Source organism: Reella acinonychis (assembly GCF_052828705.1).
This window is the reverse complement of the sequence record NZ_CM128256.1, coordinates 371,845-395,261: the sequence shown is the minus strand read 5'-3', so window position 1 is coordinate 395,261 and position 23,417 is coordinate 371,845. Positions and strand designations below refer to the sequence as shown.

Annotated in this window: 18 protein-coding genes; 2 read left to right on the top strand and 16 right to left on the bottom strand. The window is 38.6% G+C overall.

The features are described from left to right. Nucleotides 1-67: 67 nt before the first annotated feature. Nucleotides 68-958 carry an HTH-type transcriptional activator IlvY gene (ilvY, locus tag ACUXZ4_RS02010; protein ID WP_464973391.1) on the top strand — a complete coding sequence of 297 codons (891 nt, stop codon included), beginning with the start codon at nucleotides 68-70 and terminating at the stop codon, nucleotides 956-958. A gap of 38 nt (nucleotides 959-996) precedes the next feature. Here the strand turns inward: ilvY and ACUXZ4_RS02005 are convergent, their stop codons facing one another. From ACUXZ4_RS02005 to xylA, 16 genes are all read right to left on the bottom strand, one after another. Beyond that, nucleotides 997-3,012: a UDP-glucose:protein N-beta-glucosyltransferase gene (locus ACUXZ4_RS02005; RefSeq protein ID WP_464973390.1), complete on the bottom strand. Its 2,016-nt coding sequence runs from the start codon at nucleotides 3,010-3,012 to the stop codon at nucleotides 997-999. Between the two features lie 20 nt (nucleotides 3,013-3,032). Beyond that, on the bottom strand, nucleotides 3,033-4,364 hold the full coding sequence (gene rimO / locus ACUXZ4_RS02000) for a 30S ribosomal protein S12 methylthiotransferase RimO (RefSeq protein WP_464973389.1): 1,332 nt from the start codon (nucleotides 4,362-4,364) through the stop codon (nucleotides 3,033-3,035). 187 nt (nucleotides 4,365-4,551) lie between these two features. Beyond that, nucleotides 4,552-7,140, bottom strand: coding sequence for an autotransporter family protein (locus ACUXZ4_RS01995; RefSeq protein ID WP_464973388.1), 2,589 nt, complete (start codon nucleotides 7,138-7,140; stop codon nucleotides 4,552-4,554). 184 nt (nucleotides 7,141-7,324) lie between these two features. Further along, complete coding sequence (locus ACUXZ4_RS01990) at nucleotides 7,325-9,886, bottom strand: autotransporter family protein (RefSeq protein ID WP_464973387.1); 2,562 nt, start codon at nucleotides 9,884-9,886, stop codon at nucleotides 7,325-7,327. Nucleotides 9,887-10,048: 162 nt separating this feature from the next. Next, complete coding sequence (gene slyD, locus ACUXZ4_RS01985; protein ID WP_464973386.1) at nucleotides 10,049-10,633, bottom strand: peptidylprolyl isomerase; 585 nt, start codon at nucleotides 10,631-10,633, stop codon at nucleotides 10,049-10,051. Between the two features lie 55 nt (nucleotides 10,634-10,688). Beyond that, a complete protein-coding gene (locus ACUXZ4_RS01980) occupies nucleotides 10,689-11,408 on the bottom strand; it encodes an SIMPL domain-containing protein (RefSeq protein ID WP_464973385.1) in 720 nt (239 codons plus the stop codon). A 70-nt stretch (nucleotides 11,409-11,478) separates the two neighbouring features. Continuing rightward, complete coding sequence (rraB, locus tag ACUXZ4_RS01975) at nucleotides 11,479-11,910, bottom strand: ribonuclease E inhibitor RraB (RefSeq protein WP_464973384.1); 432 nt, start codon at nucleotides 11,908-11,910, stop codon at nucleotides 11,479-11,481. Between the two features lie 95 nt (nucleotides 11,911-12,005). Continuing rightward, nucleotides 12,006-12,986, bottom strand: coding sequence for a carbohydrate kinase family protein (locus ACUXZ4_RS01970; protein WP_464973383.1), 981 nt, complete (start codon nucleotides 12,984-12,986; stop codon nucleotides 12,006-12,008). Continuing rightward, nucleotides 12,973-13,857, bottom strand: a complete 885-nt coding sequence (locus ACUXZ4_RS01965; RefSeq protein ID WP_464973382.1) for a ketose 1,6-bisphosphate aldolase — start codon at nucleotides 13,855-13,857, stop codon at nucleotides 12,973-12,975. The genes ACUXZ4_RS01970 and ACUXZ4_RS01965 overlap by 14 nt, the downstream gene beginning before the upstream one ends. Before the next feature lies 1 nt (nucleotide 13,858). Beyond that, nucleotides 13,859-14,539: a D-lyxose/D-mannose family sugar isomerase gene (locus tag ACUXZ4_RS01960; protein WP_464973381.1), complete on the bottom strand. Its 681-nt coding sequence runs from the start codon at nucleotides 14,537-14,539 to the stop codon at nucleotides 13,859-13,861. A 39-nt stretch (nucleotides 14,540-14,578) separates the two neighbouring features. Continuing rightward, complete coding sequence (gene mak, locus ACUXZ4_RS01955) at nucleotides 14,579-15,490, bottom strand: fructokinase (protein ID WP_464973380.1); 912 nt, start codon at nucleotides 15,488-15,490, stop codon at nucleotides 14,579-14,581. A 70-nt stretch (nucleotides 15,491-15,560) separates the two neighbouring features. Beyond that, the gene (locus ACUXZ4_RS01950; RefSeq protein WP_464973379.1) at nucleotides 15,561-16,490 is read right to left on the bottom strand and encodes an ABC transporter substrate-binding protein; all 930 of its coding nucleotides are present in this window, start codon (nucleotides 16,488-16,490) and stop codon (nucleotides 15,561-15,563) included. 34 nt (nucleotides 16,491-16,524) lie between these two features. Continuing rightward, nucleotides 16,525-17,496, bottom strand: a complete 972-nt coding sequence (locus ACUXZ4_RS01945) for an ABC transporter permease subunit (protein WP_464973378.1) — start codon at nucleotides 17,494-17,496, stop codon at nucleotides 16,525-16,527. Nucleotides 17,497-17,528: 32 nt separating this feature from the next. Further along, a complete protein-coding gene (locus tag ACUXZ4_RS01940) occupies nucleotides 17,529-19,040 on the bottom strand; it encodes a sugar ABC transporter ATP-binding protein (RefSeq protein WP_464973377.1) in 1,512 nt (503 codons plus the stop codon). Between the two features lie 250 nt (nucleotides 19,041-19,290). Continuing rightward, the gene (xylB, locus tag ACUXZ4_RS01935) at nucleotides 19,291-20,760 is read right to left on the bottom strand and encodes a xylulokinase (RefSeq protein ID WP_464973376.1); all 1,470 of its coding nucleotides are present in this window, start codon (nucleotides 20,758-20,760) and stop codon (nucleotides 19,291-19,293) included. Between the two features lie 60 nt (nucleotides 20,761-20,820). Continuing rightward, a complete protein-coding gene (xylA, locus tag ACUXZ4_RS01930) occupies nucleotides 20,821-22,143 on the bottom strand; it encodes a xylose isomerase (protein ID WP_464973375.1) in 1,323 nt (440 codons plus the stop codon). A 256-nt stretch (nucleotides 22,144-22,399) separates the two neighbouring features. On the opposite strand from xylA, the gene xylF reads away from it, so the two are divergent. Then, the gene (xylF, locus tag ACUXZ4_RS01925; protein WP_464973374.1) at nucleotides 22,400-23,398 is read left to right on the top strand and encodes a D-xylose ABC transporter substrate-binding protein; all 999 of its coding nucleotides are present in this window, start codon (nucleotides 22,400-22,402) and stop codon (nucleotides 23,396-23,398) included. Nucleotides 23,399-23,417 lie beyond the last annotated feature (19 nt).

Here is a 23,417-nt window from a genome sequence, read left to right as displayed (position 1 = left end):
TATGTTGCGTAAATTGATATTTTTGAAATAGAATATTGCAAAATTTGCAACATAAGTAACCCATAATATGAACTTTCAAGACCTACAACTTTTTATTCATCTCAGCCAATGCAAAAATTTCAGTAAAAGTGCCGCACAAAATCATATGTCTGCCTCCACCCTTTCACGTCAAGTGCAACGTATGGAAGAAGAAATTGGACAAGCGCTATTTCTGCGTGACAATCGACAAGTAGCGCTCACAGAAACAGGCGAGAAGTTTTTACGTTTTGCCCAACAACATTGGACAGACTGGCAACAATTTAAACAACAAGTGCGGTCAAATTCTGAAGAGTTATCAGGGGAAATTAAATTATTTTGTTCTGTAACCGCCGCTTATTCTCATTTACCACAAATCTTAGAAAAATTCCGTTTGCGTTATCCCAAAGTGGAAATTCAACTTACCACAGGCGATCCCGCAATGGCAGTTTCGATCATACAAAGTCAGCAGGCCGATTTGGCTTTATCAGGTCGCCCACTCAGCTTACCAAGTTCAATTGAATTTCAATACATTGACAGCATTTCTCTTTCCTTAATTGCTCCAAGAATTGCTTGTACAGCAACACAACTACTGCAACAGAATCCAATTAATTGGCAACAAATTCCTTTCATTCTGCCAGTAGAAGGACCTGCACGTCAGCGTATTGATCAATGGTTTCAGCATAAAAAAATTAAACACCCTCAGATTTACGCCACAGTAAGTGGACATGAAGGCATCGTTCCAATGGTTGCGCTCGGTTGTGGAGTGGCATTATTGCCAGATGTAGTCATCAAAAATAGTCCAATGAATACACAAGTATCCTCTTTGGATTTGGATGTCCCAATTGAACCTTTTGAGTTAGGTGTATGTGTACAACGAAGACTCCTTGATCTGCCGATCATTCAAGCCTTTTGGCACACATTAAAGTGCGGTGAAAAATAAATAAGTTTAAAAAAAGGGACCTTATAGGTCCCTCCTAATTATGCTTCTTTTTTTGTTTTTCTTGGTGCTCGTTTTTTTGGCTCCGCTTTGTCTGACGACGATTTCTCCTCTGCTTTTTTAGCCGGTTTCTTCGTCACTTTCTTAGCGGCAGTTTTTGCTTCACTTTTGGTTTGAGCAACCTCCAGTTTCACCTTATTGCTCTTTGCCCATTCGATTAATTTTTCTAATAACACCTTACCCATTGGGCTTGGATCGCCAGTAAATAAGCTCTGTAAACCATTATTTTCAATAATATGGCGACGAAGCGCTAAGCGTTCTTGGTGATTTTCGGCTAAACGAATGGCTTGTTCTACATATTCATCAACCGTATTAGCAATTAGCCACTCAGGTAAACCTAAACGTTTGAATAGGCCTTCATCAATATGCTCGTGTACTTCAGGCCCCGTCTTACACACACCCACTAAACCTAATGTCACCATATCAATAATACCGTTGGTATTGCCGAATGGGAATGGATTAATCATCATATCGCATTGATGTAAGATTCGCAGATATTGATCATAAGGCGTATGTGGGTGGGCAGTTGCAGAATCGCCCAAATAACTCTTAATAAAACGTTCCACATAAGGATGTGTAACCCCTGTGGATTGCCCTAATGCGAAGTGGAAATGCACATTCACTTTTGCACGATCACGAATCGCTTTACAAGCTGCTAAGAAATAGGGGTTAAGCTTCATTGTCGTTGACGCAATACCGATTTGAACAACCTCAGGATTTTCACGTAAACGATATTCTACGCTCGCTGGTGCAAGTGCTGATGGCACATAAGGCAGCGCATCTTTTGGTAAACGAAGTAATTTCTCGCTAAAGCAGCTTTCAGAACCTACATAATCATCTTCTACAATCACATATTCAATAAAATCAGAATGTGTGGTGCCTGGATGCCCTAATGCCACAACTTGAATTGGAGCAAGGCGCGTATTACTTGCAAAAATCGTATTGAGATCCATACCAATACTTGGCATATAGAAAACAGCAGGTTTGAATTCATCACAAATCTCTTTAATTTTAACTACACGATCAAAAACACTATTTTCTGTGAAATTGTAGAACTCATCAAAAACATTACGTCCTGCTTCATCTACATTAGGATGCCCTAAACCCACGATATAAAAATGCTCGCGCGCAGCAATAATTGATGTGGAATGGGTGCGGTAAATAGAATGCGCCGAATGGAAATGCTCAAGCATGACGGCCATCACAGGCTTACCATTTTTATAACCAATTTCTGATACATCTCTGTCCTTCCAACCAAGATCAATTAAATGACGGCGTATTACTTGGTTCAATGGACGCTTAACTGCATGTTTATTTTCTGCAACATCATAACTGCAATGCATATACACATCGTGCGAAATATTAGATGGAATACCGTCTAAATTTTCTAATTGGGCCAATTTTTCTGGAAACCATTGCAAAATAGTACCGCGCTTTGAAAAAGCCTCATCTGTTCCGATAAAGCGAGCAGATTGCAATGCAAAGCAAAGAGAAGCACAAAGTTTTTGGTCTATACCCCACAGTCCATCTAAATTAAGTGTTACTTTAGATTCTGGTAAATATAAGATACAGAATTTTTTCAAATCTTCTTTAGAATCAACTAAAAAGTCCTCATTAGGATTCTTTTTGTCTTCACTACGATTATAGGTTTGCAAAATATGATCAGCATTCACATAAGGTGAGCTAGCAAATATCATTGCCATCCAACGTTGAAGTACCAAGAACCGCTGAACACCGGAATCAGAAATAGTTAATCCTGGATCAGTGAATAATTCTGTTACCCCTACTGCCATTCGAGTACAGAAATGGATAATTTTATCCTGATATAAATTATCTAAAGCTGCAGGAAAATCACATTCGATATTTTCAAGCGTACCAAAATTACTATCTAATTTTCCCAAGATATCGAGCAACTCATTACAAGCAGTTTCATATTCTTTATTTTTGACAGCTTGTTCAAAACGAGTAACACTAGCTGCTTTCTTTTCTTCTGACATAATGTTTCCTTAATTTTTACTTAACAAGTTCCCCACAGATCATATTCATCTGCGTGGGTAATTGTGACGGAAATAATTTGTCCAACGGTTACATCTTGATTGGATAAATTCTCAATATAAACCATTCCATCAATCTCTGGTGCATCTGCCATAGATCGACCAATAATGCCTTCTTCGTCAATTTCATCGACGATAACTTGTAGCATTTTGCCCACCTTTTGTTGTAGGCGATTGGCGGAAATTTGTTGTTGCACTTGCATAAAGCGGTGGAAGCGTTCTTCTTTCACGTCTTCTGGCACCTGATCTGGCATATCGGTTGCCACTGCACCATCAACAGCACTGAACTTAAAACAACCCACGCGATCTAATTGGGCTTCTTGCAAGAAATCGAGCAACATTTGGAAATCTTCTTCCGTTTCGCCCGGGAAGCCGACAATAAAGGTTGAACGCAAAGTCAGCTCAGGACAAATTTCACGCCACTGTTTAATCCGTTCTAATGTGCGATCAATCGAGCCTGGGCGTTTCATCGCTTTGAGAATTTTCGGGCTAGCGTGTTGTAGCGGAATATCCAAATACGGCAAAATTTTGCCTGCCGCCATTAACGGAATTAGTTTATCGACGTGCGGATACGGATACACATAATGCAAACGCACCCAAACACCCATTGAGCCAAGCTGTTCGCACAAGGTCATCAAGTCATTTTTAATTGGCATTCCGTTCCAGAACACAGTTTTCGTCGCATTTTCTTTCTTTTTATCCAAACCGTAAGCGGACGTATCTTGCGACACCACCAAAATTTCTTTCACGCCAGCGTCCACAAGGCGTTTCGCTTCGTCCAAAATTTGCACAATCGAACGGCTGTCTAAATCGCCACGCATTGATGGAATAATGCAGAACGTACAACGGTGATCGCAGCCTTCCGAAATTTTCAAATAGGCATAATGTTTTGGCGTGAGTTTTACCCCTTGTTTTGGCACAAGGCTGACATACGGATTGTACTCAGGCTTCGGCACATATTTATGAACGTGTTTCATCACCGCTTCATAGCTGTGTGGACCGGTAATTTCCAATACTTTTGGGTGAACTTCACGAATTTGGTTCTCTTTTGCCCCCAAACAACCAGTTACAATCACTTTACCATTACTTTCCAACGCTTCGCCAATAGCTTCTAACGACTCTTGCACCGCACTATCAATAAAACCACAGGTATTGACGATCACTAAATCCGCACCTTCGTAGCTTGGAATAATGTTGTAACCGTCAGCTCTCAACTCGGTCAAAATGCGTTCTGAGTCAACTAAATTCTTAGGGCAGCCAAGGCTGATAAAACCAATATTTGGGGTAGCACTCATAAAAAATCTCAAATAATCACCTATAAAATTAATGGCTTATTCTACAAAATTTATGCAACAAAGGCGATGAATTGATTGTAAAAGAAAGGTAAATTCTAATAAAAAACACCGTACTTTAGTGATAGCCAGTTTTTGTAAGACGATAAAAAAGCCATCATAATTATGATGGCTTTTGCAATTGTGGTTATTACCAAGAATAACGAATACCTATACGACCTTGATAAGCTTTGCGTGACATTGGCGAACTGCGATAAACATGGTTTTTATCACCAATACCAATCACATGACGTACATCACCGTAAATGGTCAAACGCTCTGTAATTGGATATTGACCTCCAATACCAAATTCAGCAGCTAAATCACCAAAACGTTCTTCGTACGTTTTATTACCAACGGTAATTTCACTTTCTCTGCCTTTTAAGGTTTGTAATAAGTTCGCTGTAACATAAAGATGCGCTTTATTATCTTCCAACGACTGGTTCCAGCTCAATCTAAATCCTAATCGACCCACAAGGCTGTCTTGTGCGGTTCGTTTCACTTTTAGCGTTCCATCAGTGAAACCGTCTAACCAAACACGTTGGTAGCTTAATTGCGCTTGCGGTTCAAACACTAATTCTGGATTTCTTAATGGGAAACGTTTACCGATTTCAACGGAAGCACCCAAACCATAACCATTTTGGTCTGCCTGAACCCCTTTGCTGTCATAGCGGTTTTGTAACCAAGAAACTTGCCCTACAGTATCAATATAGAAACCATTGGCTGCATAATAGGTGTAGTATCCACCTAATGAGAACATATCTGTTTTCGCTGTACCAGTAAATTTATCTGCTACAACCAGTCCATTTTCTGCACGGTATTTATCAAATAAATGGCTTTTCGCCCAACCGTAAGTAAACATTACGCCTGCATGCTCTTGACTTTTATCTTCATTGAGTTTGAAAGATAAATCTTTACCAAACTGCATAAAACCAGACCGCACTTTCGCGCCAAAACGGTTCATTCCTTGGAAATCATCCGCGCTATAGTTGAGGCGGCCCCAAAGCTGCTGACTAGCAACCGCATGATTTTGTGTAAGATGACGTTGTTCTCCCACTCGTTCATGCAATTTACCTAATTGGTCTAATCCCATTTGGCGATTTACAAATGGTAATTGAGCATAAGCCACAACTGGTTGGGCAATGATATCAACATATTGCGGTTCTCTCGGTGGTTCCGGAGTGACAATAGGATTATTCGGCACTATCGGTGGATTATTCGGTTTTACCTCTGGCGTATTTGGCGTTACCGGTGGATTATTCGGTTTTACCTCTGGTTTATTTGGCACTACCGGTGGATTGTCCGGTGTTACCTCTGGTTTATTTGGCACTACTGGGGCTGGCAATCTTGCCTTTAACGACCAATAATAATCATTGCCAATTTTCAATAATTGCGCTTCGCCACCGTTTTGCGTAGGGGATTTACCAACAAATAAATTATTTGCGTGTTCGCTCGCTACCTTAACAACGGGTAATGATAAGAACTGATCTTCTGTGGTTTGTGTAATATCACCCCATATGCCATTTTTAGTTTTAACTGTGGTGATACCATCTGGATTAATATTACCTTTAATATGCAAGGTATCCGTAGCTGAAGTTTGTGTATCTTTATTCCATACGGAATCCACTAAAAGCAAACCACCACCTTTATAATTTTCAACAGTAAATTCTGTGAATTTCGGCGAATTGGTGCCATCTGCTAAATCTAATATACCTAAATGCTCAAAGTTTTTTGCTTTGACATCTGTAGCACCTACAGCTGCGGGATCTGTTTTTCCAATATTGGTTAATGAGAAGGTAGCATTAGGTTTTAAATTTAAAGCTTCTGCTTTGAAAGTATCAAAGGTATTTTGATCATCAATAATCACTTTGCCTTTATTAATTTCTAATAATGCAGGAGAAATACCTCGACTTCCGTTCTTCAAAAGCACAAGCGACTCATCAGCATTATGTATAATTGAGCAACGGTAATCACAAGTATTTAAAGGTAAAGTGGCTGTTTCTTCCGTGAGTTTATTAATGACGACTTTATTAAATACGGAAAGACCTCCGCCAAAATTAAAATAACCACCTCGCTGATCATTACCAATATATAGCTCTTTTACTCTTAATGCTTTTTGTGCGATTAATGAACCATTATTTTCTACATAAGGCAATGCAAATAGCGGTGCGAAATCATTGATTTCCATCGTGCCGCCATCTTTTAAATATATCTTTGAATTATTGGTACGAATTCCATATTGATCTTCTGGTCTTATTACCAATCTTCCTAAATTTAAAATAAGCTTTGAACTTTCTCCTTCAACCTCAATAAGAGCTTCACCACCGTGATAACCAAAATAATTATCATCAGATCTAGCATTAGATTGGACTAATACTGCACCATTTCGAATATAAAGTTTGCCTTTAGAGCCAGATCCACCGACATTCAAACGGTTACCAATAATTTCAATTCTAGTACCAGCACCATCAACTATTAATGTACCATCACCTGTTGAATGATTCCCAACGTGAATTTCACCTGTTTTTAATTTTGTGCCTTGATTTACAGTAAGAATGCCTTTGCTACCAGGACCAACATACATATCTCCAAAGTGGTAATATCCCTCTGCATCAGGTTGTTTATCAGATATTCCATTCCCAACATTCGCGACATTGCCCTCAATAATCATATCGGCATAACTCAATTCCGACACAAAGAAAAGGCTAGAAAGTAAAATGGCTAGTTTTGTTTTTTTCATAATAATCTTCAGTATAAATTTAAAATAGTCGGCTTATTCTACAAAATTTATGCAACAAAGGCGATGAATTGATTGTAAAAGAAAGGTAAATTCTAATAAAAAACACCGCACTTTAGTGATAGCCAATTTTTGTAAGATGATAAAAAAGCCATCATAATTATGATGGCTTTTGCAATTGTGGTTATTACCAAGAATAACGAATACCTATACGACCTTGATAAGCTTTGCGTGACATTGGTGAACTGCGATAAACATGGTTTTTATCACCAATACCAATCACATGACGTACATCACCGTAAATGGTCAAACGCTCTGTAATTGGATATTGACCTCCAATACCAAATTCAGCAGCTAAATCACCAAAACGTTCTTCGTACGTTTTATTACCAACGGTAATTTCACTTTCTCTGCCTTTTAAGGTTTGTAATAAGTTCGCTGTAACATAAAGATGCGCTTTATTATCTTCCAACGACTGGTTCCAGCTCAATCTAAATCCTAATCGACCCACAAGGCTGTCTTGTGCGGTTCGTTTCACTTTTAGCGTTCCATCAGTGAAACCGTCTAACCAAACACGTTGGTAGCTTAATTGCGCTTGCGGTTCAAACACTAATTCTGGATTTCTTAATGGGAAACGTTTACCGATTTCAACGGAAGCACCCAAACCATAACCATTTTGGTCTGCCTGAACGCCTTTGCTGTCATAGCGGTTTTGTAACCAAGAAACTTGCCCTACAGTATCAATATAGAAACCATTGGCTGCATAATAGGTGTAGTATCCACCTAATGAGAACATATCTGTTTTCGCTGTACCAGTAAATTTATCTGCTACAACCAGTCCATTTTCTGCACGGTATTTATCAAATAAATGGCTTTTCGCCCAACCGTAAGTAAACATTACGCCTGCATGCTCTTGACTTTTATCTTCATTGAGTTTGAAAGATAAATCTTTACCAAACTGCATAAAACCAGACCGCACTTTCGCGCCAAAACGGTTCATTCCTTGGAAATCATCCGCGCTATAGTTGAGGCGGCCCCAAAGCTGCTGACTAGCAACCGCATGATTTTGTGTAAGATGACGTTGTTCTCCCACTCGTTCATGCAATTTACCTAATTGGTCTAATCCCATTTGGCGATTTACAAATGGTAATTGAGCATAAGCCACAACTGGTTGGGCAATGATATCAACATATTGCGGTTCTCTCGGTGGTTCCGGAGTGACAATAGGATTATTCGGCACTATCGGTGGATTATTCGGTTTTACCTCTGGTTTATTTGGCACTACCGGTGGATTGTCCGGTGTTACCTCTGGTTTATTTGGCACTACTGGGTCTGGCAATCTTGCCTTTAACGACCAATAATAATCATTGCCGATTTTTAATAATTGCGCTTCGCCACCGTTTTGCGTAGGGGATTTACCAACAAATAAATTATTTGCGTGTTCGCTCGCTACCTTCACAACAGGTAATGATAAGAACTGCTCTTCTGTGGTTTGTGTAATATCGCCCCATATGCCATTTTTAGTTTTTACTGTGGTGATACCATCTGGATTAATATTACCTTTAATATGCAAGGTATCCGTACCCGAAGTTTGAGTATCTTTATTCCATAAAGAATCCACTAAAAGCAAACCACCACCTTTATAATTTTCAACAGTAAATTCTGTGAATTTCGGCGAATTGGTACCATCTGCTAAATCTAATATACCTAAATGCTCAAAGTTTTTTGCTTTAACATCCGTAGCACCTACAGCTGCGGGATCTGTTTTTCCAATATTGGTTAATGAGAAGGTAGCACTAGGTTTTAAATCTATTAAGTATGAAGTTTTAAAACTATCAAACGTATTTTGATCTTCAATACCTACTGTGCCTTTATTGATTCTGAGCAATCCAGTCGTGATCGCTTTATCACTATTTTTAAACAAAAACAGAGATTCATTAGCATTATGCTGAATAGATATGGATTCGCCATTGAGAGGCAAAATAATTTTTTCTTCAGCCAATTTATTTACAACTAAGTTGGCCCATATAGTGATACCTTCTGCAAAATTAACAGCTCCCCCTTTTGTGCCATCATCACTACCTATTTGTAAATTTCTAACAATTAATGGTTTTTGAACAATCAAATTTCCACTGCGATTAAACACTTTATCTAACCATACTTGCCACTTACCATTAATCTCAAGGGTACCACCATCTTCTAAATACACTTCACTGTCTAAAGTTGATATTCCTCGTTGTCCTAAATTTAAGGTAATTTTTGAATCTTTACCTTGAACATAAATACGAGCAGTTTTGGGTGCTGGCCCATTTGGTGTATCATATCCAAAATAATTATTATCATGTACAGCATTAGATTGGATTAATTCAGCACCATTTGTCACATAAAGCGTACCTTTGGAAGATGAACCTCCCACATTTAAACGATTATTAATAATTTCAATTTTTGTACCAGCACCATCAACTATTAATGTACCATCACCTGTTCCATTATTTCCAACATGAATTTCACCTGTTTTTAACTTCGTACCATTATTTACTATGACCTTCCCAGAAGGTCCAGGACCAATATACAGATCGCCAAAACTATAATATCCACCAGAATCAGCTTGCTTACCAGCTAAAGCATCACCAATGATTGGCTTATCAGGTTTTTCAAGCACAGTTCCTTCAGCAAACATATCAGCATAGGCAAATTGCAATAGGAAGAAGATATTAGAAAGTATTAGGGCTAGTTTTGTCTTTTTCATAAAAAATTTCCGCTTAAGTTTACAACTACGCAATATTATAAATTTTTTTGAAAAAAGTATATTATTCACTCAGAATTTGATCAAAAAATTACTGAAATAAACATAATTAAAGCCGAAATAACGCATGTCATTTCGGCTTTATCTAATTAATGGAAGGATTTATTAATGGTGTCCGCCACAACCGCAACCACCGTGTCTATGGTCATGATGATGGTGGTGATGTGCACCGCCACAGCAACTATGACCTTCATCTTCATGATGGTGGTGACCACAACAACCACCTTCTTGGTGGATATGACCATGTGCGATTTCTTCTAAGGTTGCTTCACGTGTTGCTACAACTTCTACATTAAATAAAAGTTCTTGACCCGCTAACATATGGTTACCGTCCACCACAACATCACTTTCACCTACTTCTGTGATGATCACTGGTAATGGTCCCATATCTGTATCCGCAATAAAACGCATACCCACTTCTAACTCATCAACACCTTGGAACACTTCTTTTGGTACACGTTGCACCATATTTTCATTGTATTCGCCATAACCTTCTTCTGGTTTAACACGCACTTCAAATTTATCGCCAACTGCTTTACCTTCCAACGCATTTTCCAAACCAATCACAAGATTATTATGACCTTGGAGATATTCTAACGGTTGATTTACAGGTGCTTCATCCACTAATACACCATCTTCTGTACGAACTTGATAAGCAATGCTTACCACAACATTTTTTGCTACTTTCATATTATTCTCCTCAAAATAAAAGTGTGTTCATTCTAGCGGAAATCACCGCAAATAGCTAATTTTCAATTAACTCAATTTGCGCATCCACACGCGCTTTCACGCTGGCTTTACCGCCCTCTAATCGCACAGGCTCTGCCATTTTTTCACTGCTCATTGACACCGCAGCATAAGGCATAGCACGATTATAACGCATATCATAATTAGGCTCATTTAAGCTTGGCATATCTAAAGATAAAATGTGGTACTCTTTTGCTTGTAATGACTGTTTGATTAAATCTGCTTTATGACGGAACTTAGCCAACGCCTCTTTTGATAAATCATCTTCTAATTTACCCAACGCTTCCGCAGATAAAATAGAATCAATGTTCTCAATAGAAAGCACATCAGAAACCTCTTCGATCAATTGTGATAAGGCATAAAAATCTTTACTTTCTAACACAAATTCTGCGCGCTCTAACCAACCATTTTTACGCCCTTTTTCGTTATAATTCACATTGGTATAACGATTATTGCTTTTAATTTCAACCGCTGATTGCGCTTTAATTTTTGCTAACACTTGTGCCACTTTATCGGAAACTGTTTTATGTAACGCTTTCAAATCCGCATTTTCTTCCTGCACAAACAATTTCACTTGTAATACATCGAAAGGCACATTTTTTTCCACTTCAACGCTAAAACGCACTGTATTTTTTGGCTCATCACCTTTCACTGTATCAGTCGCGAGCGCAAAACAAGGCAATGCCAACAAGGATAACCACAATGCTTTATATTTCATAAAAAACTCCTAAAAAAATCACCGCACTTTACGGATGTTCCTTTGACCGAAAAGTGCGGTGAAAATTCAATTATTTTTGTTCTTCTTCATCATCAAATTCATCTTCGAAGAATTCGCCATCATCGCCGTATTCATCTTCGTCTGCATTGGGATCTTCAAAATAAGTGCCCCAACCATCGTATAAACCACCATGCTTAGTAATCAATGGCAAGAGTTCTTTTTGTTGCGCATCAATAATTTCTGGTTTTAATTCCACCTCGGCAATAATATCAAAGCAGAATAACAACTTGTCATTATCATCTTCAAATTCTTCCGCTTCAGAAACCTCATAACCCGCTTTAAACGCATCCACAGCGATTTTTTCTAATTTATCAAAATCATAATGCGCCACATGATGCTCAACAATATAAAGCGCGTTAGGATCGCTGCCATCATTGAATAGATCTGTAATAATTTCTCGGGTTTCTGCCTGCAATTCCGCTGGTGTTGGGTGATTAGCCATGTTGTTATCCTCTTAAGCTAAAAAGTTGGCTTATACTAGCACGAAATAAAAAAGTGCGGTGGATTTTTCATAGATTTTATGAGCGAAAATTCACATCATTCCGATTGCTGAATAAATGCTTGTAGTTTCGTATAATCGACTGCACCGCCCGTCGCTGATAATGAAAATAGGTTGAAATAAGCCATCCCATGCCCTAATTTTAAAATATCAGGGAGATCAAGATGTTGATGTAAACCATACAACACTCCTGAACAAAAAGCATCTCCGGCACCTAAGGTACTAATAATTTGGCTTTTATCTAACCAATAGGAAGGTTGTATCGCTAATTTATTGCTTTTATCTACTGCGACAGCCCATTTAGGATGGTGCACAACCACAGTCTCTCTAACACCTCGCGCCATCAAATCCTGTGCCATTTGTTGCAATAACGCTACATTAGATTCTTTATCTTCACAATTCGTTAACCATTTAGCTTCGACATCATTAATGATCAGATAATCTATATCAGAAAGAATGGGTAATATTTGTTGATTAAAAAGCTGCTTATCTGAAACAGACACCAAATCAATAGAAATAAGAAAACCATGTTGTCTTAAGTAGTTTAAACTTTGTTTTAGTAATGTAATTTGTCGTAATTTAGGCAATAAAGGGAGATAAGCAATATGTGCAATTTTTGCATAGGGTTGAATATTCACTATTTGTTCTACACCATATTCAGCCATTGCGCCAATATAATGAAAAAATGTGCGTTCACCTGTTTGTGAATTAATCATCACGTCTGTAAAGGAGGTGGGCAAATCAAACTTAACGACATTTTCTATATTAAGATTTTGTTGACTCGCCTGTTCCAAGATAAACTGCCCTTCACTATCTTTACCTATTGCGCCAGCTAAATATAAAGGCAACTGGGGATCAAGTTTAGCCAAATTAAACAATACATTAGTACAACCACCTCCACAATGGCGCTCCATTGTGGAAATAGTTGCTAACATTGATTCTTTCGGGTAATCAGAAATGACTAAGGCGCGATCAACTAATAAATTGCCAATCGCTATAATGCCATTACGCATTGTCATATAACTTAGCCTTATTCACACTACCAAATATATTCATTTGCTCCGCAACGGTATGACTAATTGCTTTACGCATATTTTCCATCATCATTGGATAGTAATTATATTTGGTCTCAAGCTCAGCAGTTTTAATCACCGTTTCCAAGCATTGCAAAGCTGATTGTGACATACCTGTGAAAAAGTTAATTTTACAAATACCAAGTTGAATTGTTTTTTGGAAATCTTCCACACTTAGTCCTGAACCGCCATGTAAAACCAAAGGTACTGAAACTGCTTGGTGAATTTGAGATAAGCGTTGGAAATCTAATTTTGGAACACCTTTATATTTACCATGTGTATTACCAATAGCAACCGCTAAAGCATCAATTCCTGTTTCTTGTACAAATTCAACTGCTTGATCAACTTTGGTATATAACGCTTCATCAGCACAACTTTCTAAAGCACCACCTTCATCACCACCTACTGCGCCTAACTCTCCCTCAACAGAAATACCATAATTCTTACATAACTCGACCACCTTACGCGTATGAGCAATATTTTCTTCATAACTTAATTGCGATCCATCAAACATAATTGATGAAAAACCACATTTAATTGCACGTTCTATGGTAGAAAACGTTAAACCATGATCCAGATTTAAACAAACAGGCACCCCTGTTACTTGCGCTTTTTTCTTGATATATTCCGTTGTCGATTCTAAATCAAGGTAAGGTAAATGAACTTCAGCTACATTAATAATAACCGGTGATTGTTGCTCTTTAGCCGCAGAAAAAACTGCATCAACAAAGTTAGAATCAATTGCATTAAATGCACCAACCGCAAATTTATGTTTATTTGCAACAGCAAGTATTGATTGTAAATTTAATAATGCCATTTTAAGCTCCTATATAATTTGAGTAGTCACTGCATAACAAATACATTGGCGGTTCATCTTCATCAATTTGAGAAAAACGTCCTAGAGGTTCCAAAAAACGATTATCGGTCAAATCATCATTTGCCATTGATACTTCTCCAGCTAATACCGTATCACCTTCTGCCCAAAAACTATGATATAGCAATTGAGGTAAACAAATACTTTGCCCTGGTGCTAATCTGACAACCTCACCCGCAGGAACCGTTAATTGCTTACCATCAACAGTCACCTGAATTTCTGTTTTCTCATCCAATAAGTCGGTTTGTTCATCTCGCTTATATAAACGAATGGCTAAGGTGCCACCACCGCGATTAATGATGTCTTCCATTTTCTTCCAATGGTAATGCATTGGCGTAATTTGCCCCTCTTTGACCATCATAATTTTTTCAGCGTAGGGCTTATTATTCAAGCTTGACTGATTACGTAGCGTAAAGAGGGCTAAGCCAAATTGAGTGAAATTATTTAGATTAAAGTCGGTGACATCCCAACCAAGACGGGCGTCCAAGATCTCTTGCTGAGAAGACAAATCGATTTGCTGCCAATCGGATAAGCGATAATGTGCAAAACTTGGTAAATGGAAGCAATAACGCTGCATAAGCGCTTTTGCTTCGTTAAGGATTTGATTAATTTCAGAACGTTTCATATTGCGCCTCTTAACCAGAAAAGTGCGGTGGATTTTTGCTTATTTTTCTAACGGCCACAACCAAGCTGCACCACGTACACCGCTCGAGTCACCATGTTTTGCTTTTCTAATTGGTGTATTGAATTCTTTACCAAAAATATAATTTGGCATTAATTTTGGTACGTTTGTATAGAGGCGATCAATGTTGCAAACACCACCAGCAAAGACAATGACATCAGGGTCAAGCATATTGACATAGGCTGCTAAGGATTTAGCTAATCGACGTTCGTAGGCTTGAATAGATTGTTCTGCTAACTCATCACCTTGTTCAGAAAGTGCTAAAATTTCATTACCTTTGAGGCGTTTTCCAGAACGGCGTTCGTAGTCATCACATAAGCCTGTGCCTGAAATAAACTGTTCAATACAACCATGTTTGCCACAATAGCATTGGTTGTTTCGGCTCACTTCTTGTTCTTCTTCATCTTGCCAAGGCAATGGATTATGTCCCCATTCACCGCCAATACCGTTACCACCATTATGTGGCTTACCATTAATCACAATACCCGAACCACAGCCAGTGCCTAAAATTAAGGCTAAAACCACCGCACTTCCTGCACCAGCACCATCTGCCGCCTCGGAAACTGTCATACAGTTAGCATCATTTGCCACTCGTACTTCACGATTTAATAGAGTACACAAATCTTTATCTAAAGGTTGTCCATTTAACCACACTGAGTTGGCATTTTTGACTTTGTGGCTAAAAGGCGAGACCGTTCCAGGAATACCAATACCAACCGTCCCCGTTTGTCCCGTTGCCTGTTCAGAATCATCCACTAAACTTTTAATGGCTAATAAGGTTTCCTGATAAGAACCTCGCGGAGTGGCAATTCGTTTGCGAAATAACTCTTCGCCTTCATTAGACAGAGCGATCACTTCAATTTTTGTACCACCTAAATCAATACCAATACGCATAACAACCTCATATTTATTCATTGCTTAAAAGAAAGAAGGGACGGTATAAACCGTCCCTCGTGTCAGACGATTATTTTACAGTCCAACCTTTATAGTCTTTGATATTGTCACGATTAATTAAGCTTACGGGGATTAACACTGGCTCTTTTGGCGCAGGTTTACCTTGTAAAATATCGTAACCGATTTTCACCGCTTCAGCTGCCATCACTTGTGGATCTTGAGCTGGTGTACCGATAAATAATGTACCATCTTGTTTTAATGCTTCTTCAGCATCTGGCGAGCCATCTACACCAAGAATAAAGAATTCATTGCGTTGTGCTTGTTTTGCCGCTAAATCTGCACCAATTGCTGTTGGGTCATTGATAGCAAATACCGCATCAATTTTCGGATGAGCGATTAATAATGAAGTCATTACTTCTAAACCACCCTCACGACTACCTTTTGCATTTTGGTTGTGAGATAACACTTTGATGTCAGCGTGTTTAGCAAACACATCTTGGCAACCTTGTACACGATCTTGTACTGCTGATACTGGTGGTCCATTGATGATAACAACATTACCTTTACCATTTAATTTATCAACGATAGTTTGACACGCAATTTCACCCGCTTGGTAGTTGTTTGAAGTTACTGTTGCATCTGCACCATCCGCAGCTACGTCAACTGCAACCACAACAACACCTGCATCACGTGCACGTTGCACTGCTGGCCCAATACCTTTTGAATCCGCCGCATTTAAAATAATCATATCGGTTTTCGCAGCAATAAAGTTATCAATTTGAGCCACTTGTTGACCTAAATCATAACCACTGGATACAGAAACCACATTCACTTTGTCACCAGCTAATTCTTTTGCTTTTAACTCCGCACCTTTAGCAATTTGCACGAAGAATGGGTTAGCAAGATCCCCTACAGTAACACCGATAGATTTTAACTCTTTTGCTTGCGCAAAAGGTGCCACTGCTAACATTAAAGATACAGCTAAGGTTTTTAATTTCATTACAATTTCTCCTCTTTGAAGTTTGAAGTGAAGTTTAAGCTGAACGGGTACGGTATTTATCGATTAAGACAGCTACGATGATTACCCCACCTTTAATAACGAGTTGCCAGAAATAAGACACGCCCATTAATGTCATACCATTATTTAAGGTTGCGATAATCAAGGCTCCAATAAGCGTACCTGTAATAGTACCGATACCGCCCACAAAGCTGGTGCCACCTAAAATAACAGCTGCAATCGCATCGAGTTCATAACCGACACCAAGGTTACCATTGGCGCTGTATAAACGAGATGCACTCATTACCCCACCTAAGCCTGATAATAGGCCACTGGTAGCATAAACGAAGATTAAAACCACAGACACTTTGATACCTGTCAAACGTGCTGCTTGTAAGTTACCGCCCACTGCATAAATATGCGTACCTAATGTGGTGCGGCGTAAGATAAACCAACAAATTGCGATGGTCGCGAAAGCAATAATCACTAACCAAGGGACTGAACCTAGATAACCATTACCAATCCAACTAAATGAAATTTTTGAGTTAATCACTGTTGTACCATCTGCAACAAGGTAAGCTGCACCACGAAGTGCGGTGTAAGTACCGAGCGTAACGATGAATGGTGGTAATCCAGCAAAGGCAACTAATAGGCCGTTGAAAATCCCCATCCCCAAACCAGCTAACAGGGCTAAAGGTACCGCAAACTCTGCTAGTGCAGGGTTTAATGAAGTGACTAATCCAATAACGGCAGTTACCCCTAATATTGAGCCAACAGAAAGGTCGATCCCCCCAGTCAAAATAACGAATGTCATCCCTGCTGCCAACACAATATTAATAGAAGCTTGACGTGTAATATTCATCATATTGGCTTCGGTCATAAAGTTTGGTGCAACAAATGAAAAGACAATTACAATTAAAACTAAAATTGGCAGAATACCCATGGCTTGCATGCTATCTGCCAGCGCCATTTTCTTAAATCCTGCTTTTTCTGGTTGTGTTGTTCCCATTTTACTTCTCCTCAAATATGAATTCTGCTCAGTTATTCCGCGCCACAAGCAAATGCCATAATGCGCTCTTGATTAATATCATCACCTGTTAATTCGCCTACGGTATAGCCTTCTCGCATCACATAAACGCGATCGCTCATGCCCACAATTTCAGGTAATTCACTGGAAATCATCAAAATTGCCACGCCATTTTTCGCCATTTCGATCATCATGCGGTAGATTTCACTCTTCGCACCAACATCCACGCCTCTTGTTGGTTCATCCAAAATAAAGAGTTTTGGATTAATCGCTGCCCAACGAGAAAGTAACACTTTTTGTTGGTTACCACCTGATAAACCACTCACATTCACATTGGCACTCGGCACACGCATTTTTAATCCTTCAATTGCAGCTTGTGTGGCTTCTTTGCCTTTTGCTTGGTTGATCACCATCATGGTTGCATCGCGTTCCATGGTTGCCATAGTGACATTTTTTAAAATATTTAAATCAAGGAATAACCCTTCTTCCTTGCGGTTTTCAGGTAGTAATGCCACATGATGAACAATGGCATCTCGTGGAGAACTAAAACTAATTTCACCACCACTTAAGTAAATTTTACCTTTTGTCGCAGGTTTTACCCCAAATAATAAATGGGCTAACTCTGAGCGACCTGCGCCAACTAATCCAGATAAACCAATAATTTCACCCGCTCTCACTACTAACGAAGCATCCTGTACTTTATTGCCATCGGACAAATTTTCTACTCGCAATACTTCTTCGCCAGCAAGCACTTTTTCTTTATTAAATAAATCTGTTAGCGGACGACCCACCATCATTTGCACTAAGGTGGATGAATCTAAATTCTCACGCGTGAGCGATCCCACATATTTGCCATCACGTAGCACACTCACACGATCTGCTAATTCATAAATTTCCGCCATACGATGACTGATGTAAATAATCGCCATACCTTCATCGCGTAATTTTTTCACTAACGCAAACAAACGTTCGGTTTCACGCGAAGAAAGTGCCGCTGTTGGCTCATCCATGACTAAAATGCGACTATTACGATGTAAGGCGCGTGCAATTTCAACTTGTTGTTGCTCTGCAATGGTTAAAGAAGAAACTTTTTGCGTGGATTGAAATTGCGCACCTAAACGATCGAGCACTTTTTGTGCTTCTTCTGCCATGGTTTTACGATCTAAACCAAAGAAATTTTTGATTTCACGCCCTAAAAAAATATTTTCTGCTACAGTCAGGTTTGGGGAAAGATGAATTTCTTGATAAATCAAGGTAATACCTGCTTTAATCGCATCATTAGGCGAAGAAATATTGAAAGGCTGTCCATCAATCTTAATCTCACCAGCAGTGGCGGTATAAGCCCCTGCCAAAATCTTCATCAACGTACTTTTGCCTGCTCCATTTTCCCCCATTAACGCATGAATTTCGCCACGATAAATGGATAAATCCACATTCTGCAAGGCATAAAATGAACCAAAACGTTTCTGAATACCTTGCATTTCAAGGAGAGGAAGAGGAGTCGAAGCACTGTTCACTTGTTCCATCTTAAAAATCCTCTGTCACATTAAACATGGTAGAATTTAAACATAACCATATGAATACACAATGTAAATTTGCTTCGTAGCCTCTGTTTTTTCTGATTATGTGAGCTATATCACGAAATAAAACGCGTAGGGAAAATCAATCTCAAACGATGAACTAAAAGTGCGGTGGATTTTTGTGCTACTTTTATGAAATAGGAATGGAAAATGAAAGGTGAAAAAATAGGCTAAGTTAAACTTAGCCTAATTCATGTTAATAATATTGTTTTAGATAGCCTAGATAACGCTGATAAACTTCCTCGTATTTCACCGCACTTTGTGGGTTAGGTTGCACCTTGGATTGTTCATCTAAATGCACGAATTCACGACATAGGGTTTCCAAATCTGCTTCGCCATTTGCCCACATTGCCTGAATAGCACCACCCAATGCTGCCGCCTCTTCTTCCTGTAAGCAAACCACTTCAGCATTCATTATATCAGCAATCATCTGCCGCCAAACCGCACTTTTCGCACCACCACCAATTAAGCGAATTTGTGAAGTCGATAAACCAGCTTGACGGAATAAATCTAACCCATAACGCAAAGTAAAACTCGCCGCTTCCATCATCGCTCTGCATAAATTGGCTTGTGTAAAGTTCGCTGCATCAAGTCCTAAAATACTGGCTTTCGCTTGCGGTAAAGCCGGCACACGCTCACCGTTAAAGAAAGGCAAAATTGAAATACCCTCTGCACCAATAGGGCTTTGCTGGATTAATTCATTAAATTGTTGAACATTTATTTGTAATAAATCCATCATATTTTTATTGGCAGAGGTCATATTCATCACACAAATTAATGGTAACCACCCACCACTGCTCGAGCAAAAATTCGCAATTTCCATTGGCAATGCAGTTAATGGCTGATCCGTATAAGCATAAAGCGTACCCGAAGTACCCAAACTCATGGTGGCAATACCTTGCTTAATATTACCCGTACCAATCGCCCCCATCATATTATCACCACCACCTGTGGCAACAATCACATTGTCAGATAAGCCAAGTAAAGCGGCAATTTCAGGACGCACTGTGCCTATTTTCTGTTGAGCAGACACCAATGTCGGCAACACCGTATTAGCGTCTAATTCAGGGGCTAACAAGGCAAAGGCTTTATGATGCCAAACACGATGAATCACATCAAAATAACCCGTACCAGAGGCATCACCATATTCCATACAAAAATGACCTGTTAGCCAATAATTGAGGTAATCATGCGGCAACATAATTTTTCTAATACGTTGATATTGTTCAGGATAATGTTTTCTAAACCATAAAATTTTAGAGGCGGTATATCCCGTTTGAGGCATAATACCTAATTCAGCAAATGCCTGTTGCTGACCGCCCAATAAATCGATGAATTCTTGATTCTCTTGCGCTGTTTCCGTATCACACCATAATTTTGCATTATACAAAGGCTGATCATGCTCATCTAACATAACCAATCCATGTTGCTGCCCAGAAACTCCGATGCCTTTAATCAAGTGCGGTTCAATTTTTGCCATTTTTATGGCATCACGCAATGCACTAATTAAGGCATCAACCCACCATTGTGGCTGTTGTTCACGCCGCCCATTACTCTGTTCAATTAACTGATGCGCGGCATACCCCACACCAATCACCTTTTTGTTTTGGCTATCAACAACAATCGCCTTTGTCCCTTGCGTACCGCAATCAATCCCAATATACATTTTCTCCTCCAAATGAAAAGTGCAGTATAAAATTGTTAGAAATTATACCGCACTTTATGCCTAGTGATTAAAAATATATTGATTTACTAGATTCTCGAGATATTCTTGTTGACCAGAAACTGGTTTAGGATCAACACCTTGAGTTTCAACCCATTTTGCTAGACTTTCTAAAGAAGCATTACCTGACAAAATTTGTTGACCAAATTCATTATTCCATCCAGCATAACGTTGCTCAACAACTTGTTGTAATACTTGCTCTTCCAACATTTTAGCTGCACGTTTTAAGGATAGAGCAAGCACGTCCATCGCACCAATATGTCCATGGAATAAGTCATAAGGATCTGTACTTTGACGTCTAATTTTCGCATCAAAATTAAAACCACCTGTTTTAAATCCACCAGCTTTTAAGATTTCATACATAACAAGCGTATTTTCTTCCACACTATTTGGGAATTGATCCGTATCCCACCCCAATTGAGGATCGCCTCTATTGGCATCAATCGATCCGAAAATATCTAATGACGCAGCTGTTGCAATTTCATGTTGGAATGTATGACCAGCTAATGTAGCGTGGTTTGCCTCAATATTAACTTTAATTTCGTTCTCTAACCCAAATTGTTTTAAGAAACCATATACAGTAGCTACATCATAATCATATTGGTGTTTCGTTGGTTCCTGTGGTTTTGGTTCAATTAATAATGTACCTTTAAAACCAATTTTATGCTTATGCTCCACAACCATTTGCATAAAGCTGCCAATTTGCTCACGTTCACGTTTTAAATCCGTATTTAATAAGGTTTCATACCCTTCTCGCCCACCCCATAATACATAGTTCTCACCACCTAAACGTTTTGTTGCATTCATTGCAGTAAATACTTGTGCTGCTGCCCAAGCAAAAACTTCAGGATTTGGATTCGTCGAAGCACCAGACATATAGCGAGGATTAGTAAAGCAATTCGCCGTTCCCCATAATAGTTTCACTCCTGTATCTGCTTGTTTTTGCTCAAGGATATCAACCATGGTATTGAAATTAGTTAGGTATTCTTTAAACGAATTTCCTTCGGGGGCAACATCTACATCATGGAAACAATAAAAAGGCACACCTAATTTGCTAAAAAATTCAAATGCAATATCTGCTTTTTGTTTTGCCCCCGCTAGCAAATCACCTGTTTTCTGCCAACTACGATCTAATGATCCTACGCCAAACATATCATTTCCTGTCCAACAGAATGTATGCCAATAACAAACTGCTAAACGTAAATGTTCAGCCATTGTTTTTCCTAAAATAATTTCATCGGGGTTGTAATGTTTAAAAGCAAAAGGATTTTTAGAATGCGCTCCTTCATACTGAATTTTTTCAATCTTCTCAAAATAATTAGACATGATGCTTTCTCCTACAAGTTTGAACTAAGACGATAGAGTCGATAGCATAATGATAAAAATCACATTAACTCTCAATTACGTTATTTCACTTTTCTATTGAGATTATTCGTTATTGTGTACTAAGTCACAAAAAACAAAAAACATAATAGCATTACGAGATCTGATAATTGCGCTCTGTTCTTAATATCCTCAAACTACCAATGAGTAAATTAAACCTTACTCTAAATATCACTTATTCAACTCATTGAGGTGTCATATGAAAATTAAATCAACATTATTGGCTATAACTGCCGCTCTTATGGTTTTTGGTAACACAGCTGTAGCTAAAGATCTAAAAATTGGAATGTCCATTGATGATTTACGTTTAGAACGTTGGCAAAAAGATCGTGATATTTTCGTTAAAAAAGCTGAATCATTAGGCGCTAAAGTATTTGTACAATCTGCAAATGGTGATGCCACAGCACAAATTTCTCAAATTGAAAACATGTTAAATAAGGATGTAGATGTGCTGGTCATTATTCCATTTAATGGAGAAGTGTTAACTAATGTTATCGCTGAAGCGAAGAAAGAAGGTGTTAAAGTCTTAGCCTATGACCGATTAATTAATAATGCAGATATTGATTTTTATGTTTCTTTCGATAATGAAAAAGTAGGCGAATTACAAGCACAGAGCATTATTGATAAAAAACCTGAAGGTAATTATTTCTTAATGGGAGGTTCACCTGTTGATAATAACGCCAAATTATTCCGTAAAGGACAAATGAAAGTGTTACAACCACATATTGATAGTGGCAAAGTAAAAGTAGTTGGCGATCAATGGGTTGATTCATGGTTAGCTGAAAAAGCTCTTCAAATTATGGAAAATGCGCTTACTGCAAATAAAAATAACATTGATGCGGTTGTTGCTTCGAACGACGCAACTGCTGGTGGTGCAATTCAAGCATTAAGCGCTCAAGGATTAGCAGGAAAAGTGGCGATTTCAGGACAAGATGCAGATTTAGCTGCAATCAAACGCATTATTGATGGTTCACAAACAATGACTGTTTATAAACCAATTACTAATTTGGCTGATAAAGCAGCAGAAATTGCAATTGAGCTGGGTAAAGATCAAAAAGTTGAAAATAACTCAACATTAAATAATGGCTTAAAAGACGTACCAGCTTATTTATTAGAACCTGTCGTAGTCACAAAAGACAATATTGAAGAAACTGTTATTAAAGATGGTTTCCACAAAAAAGAAGCAATTTATAAATAATCCTCTTTACTCAGCATAG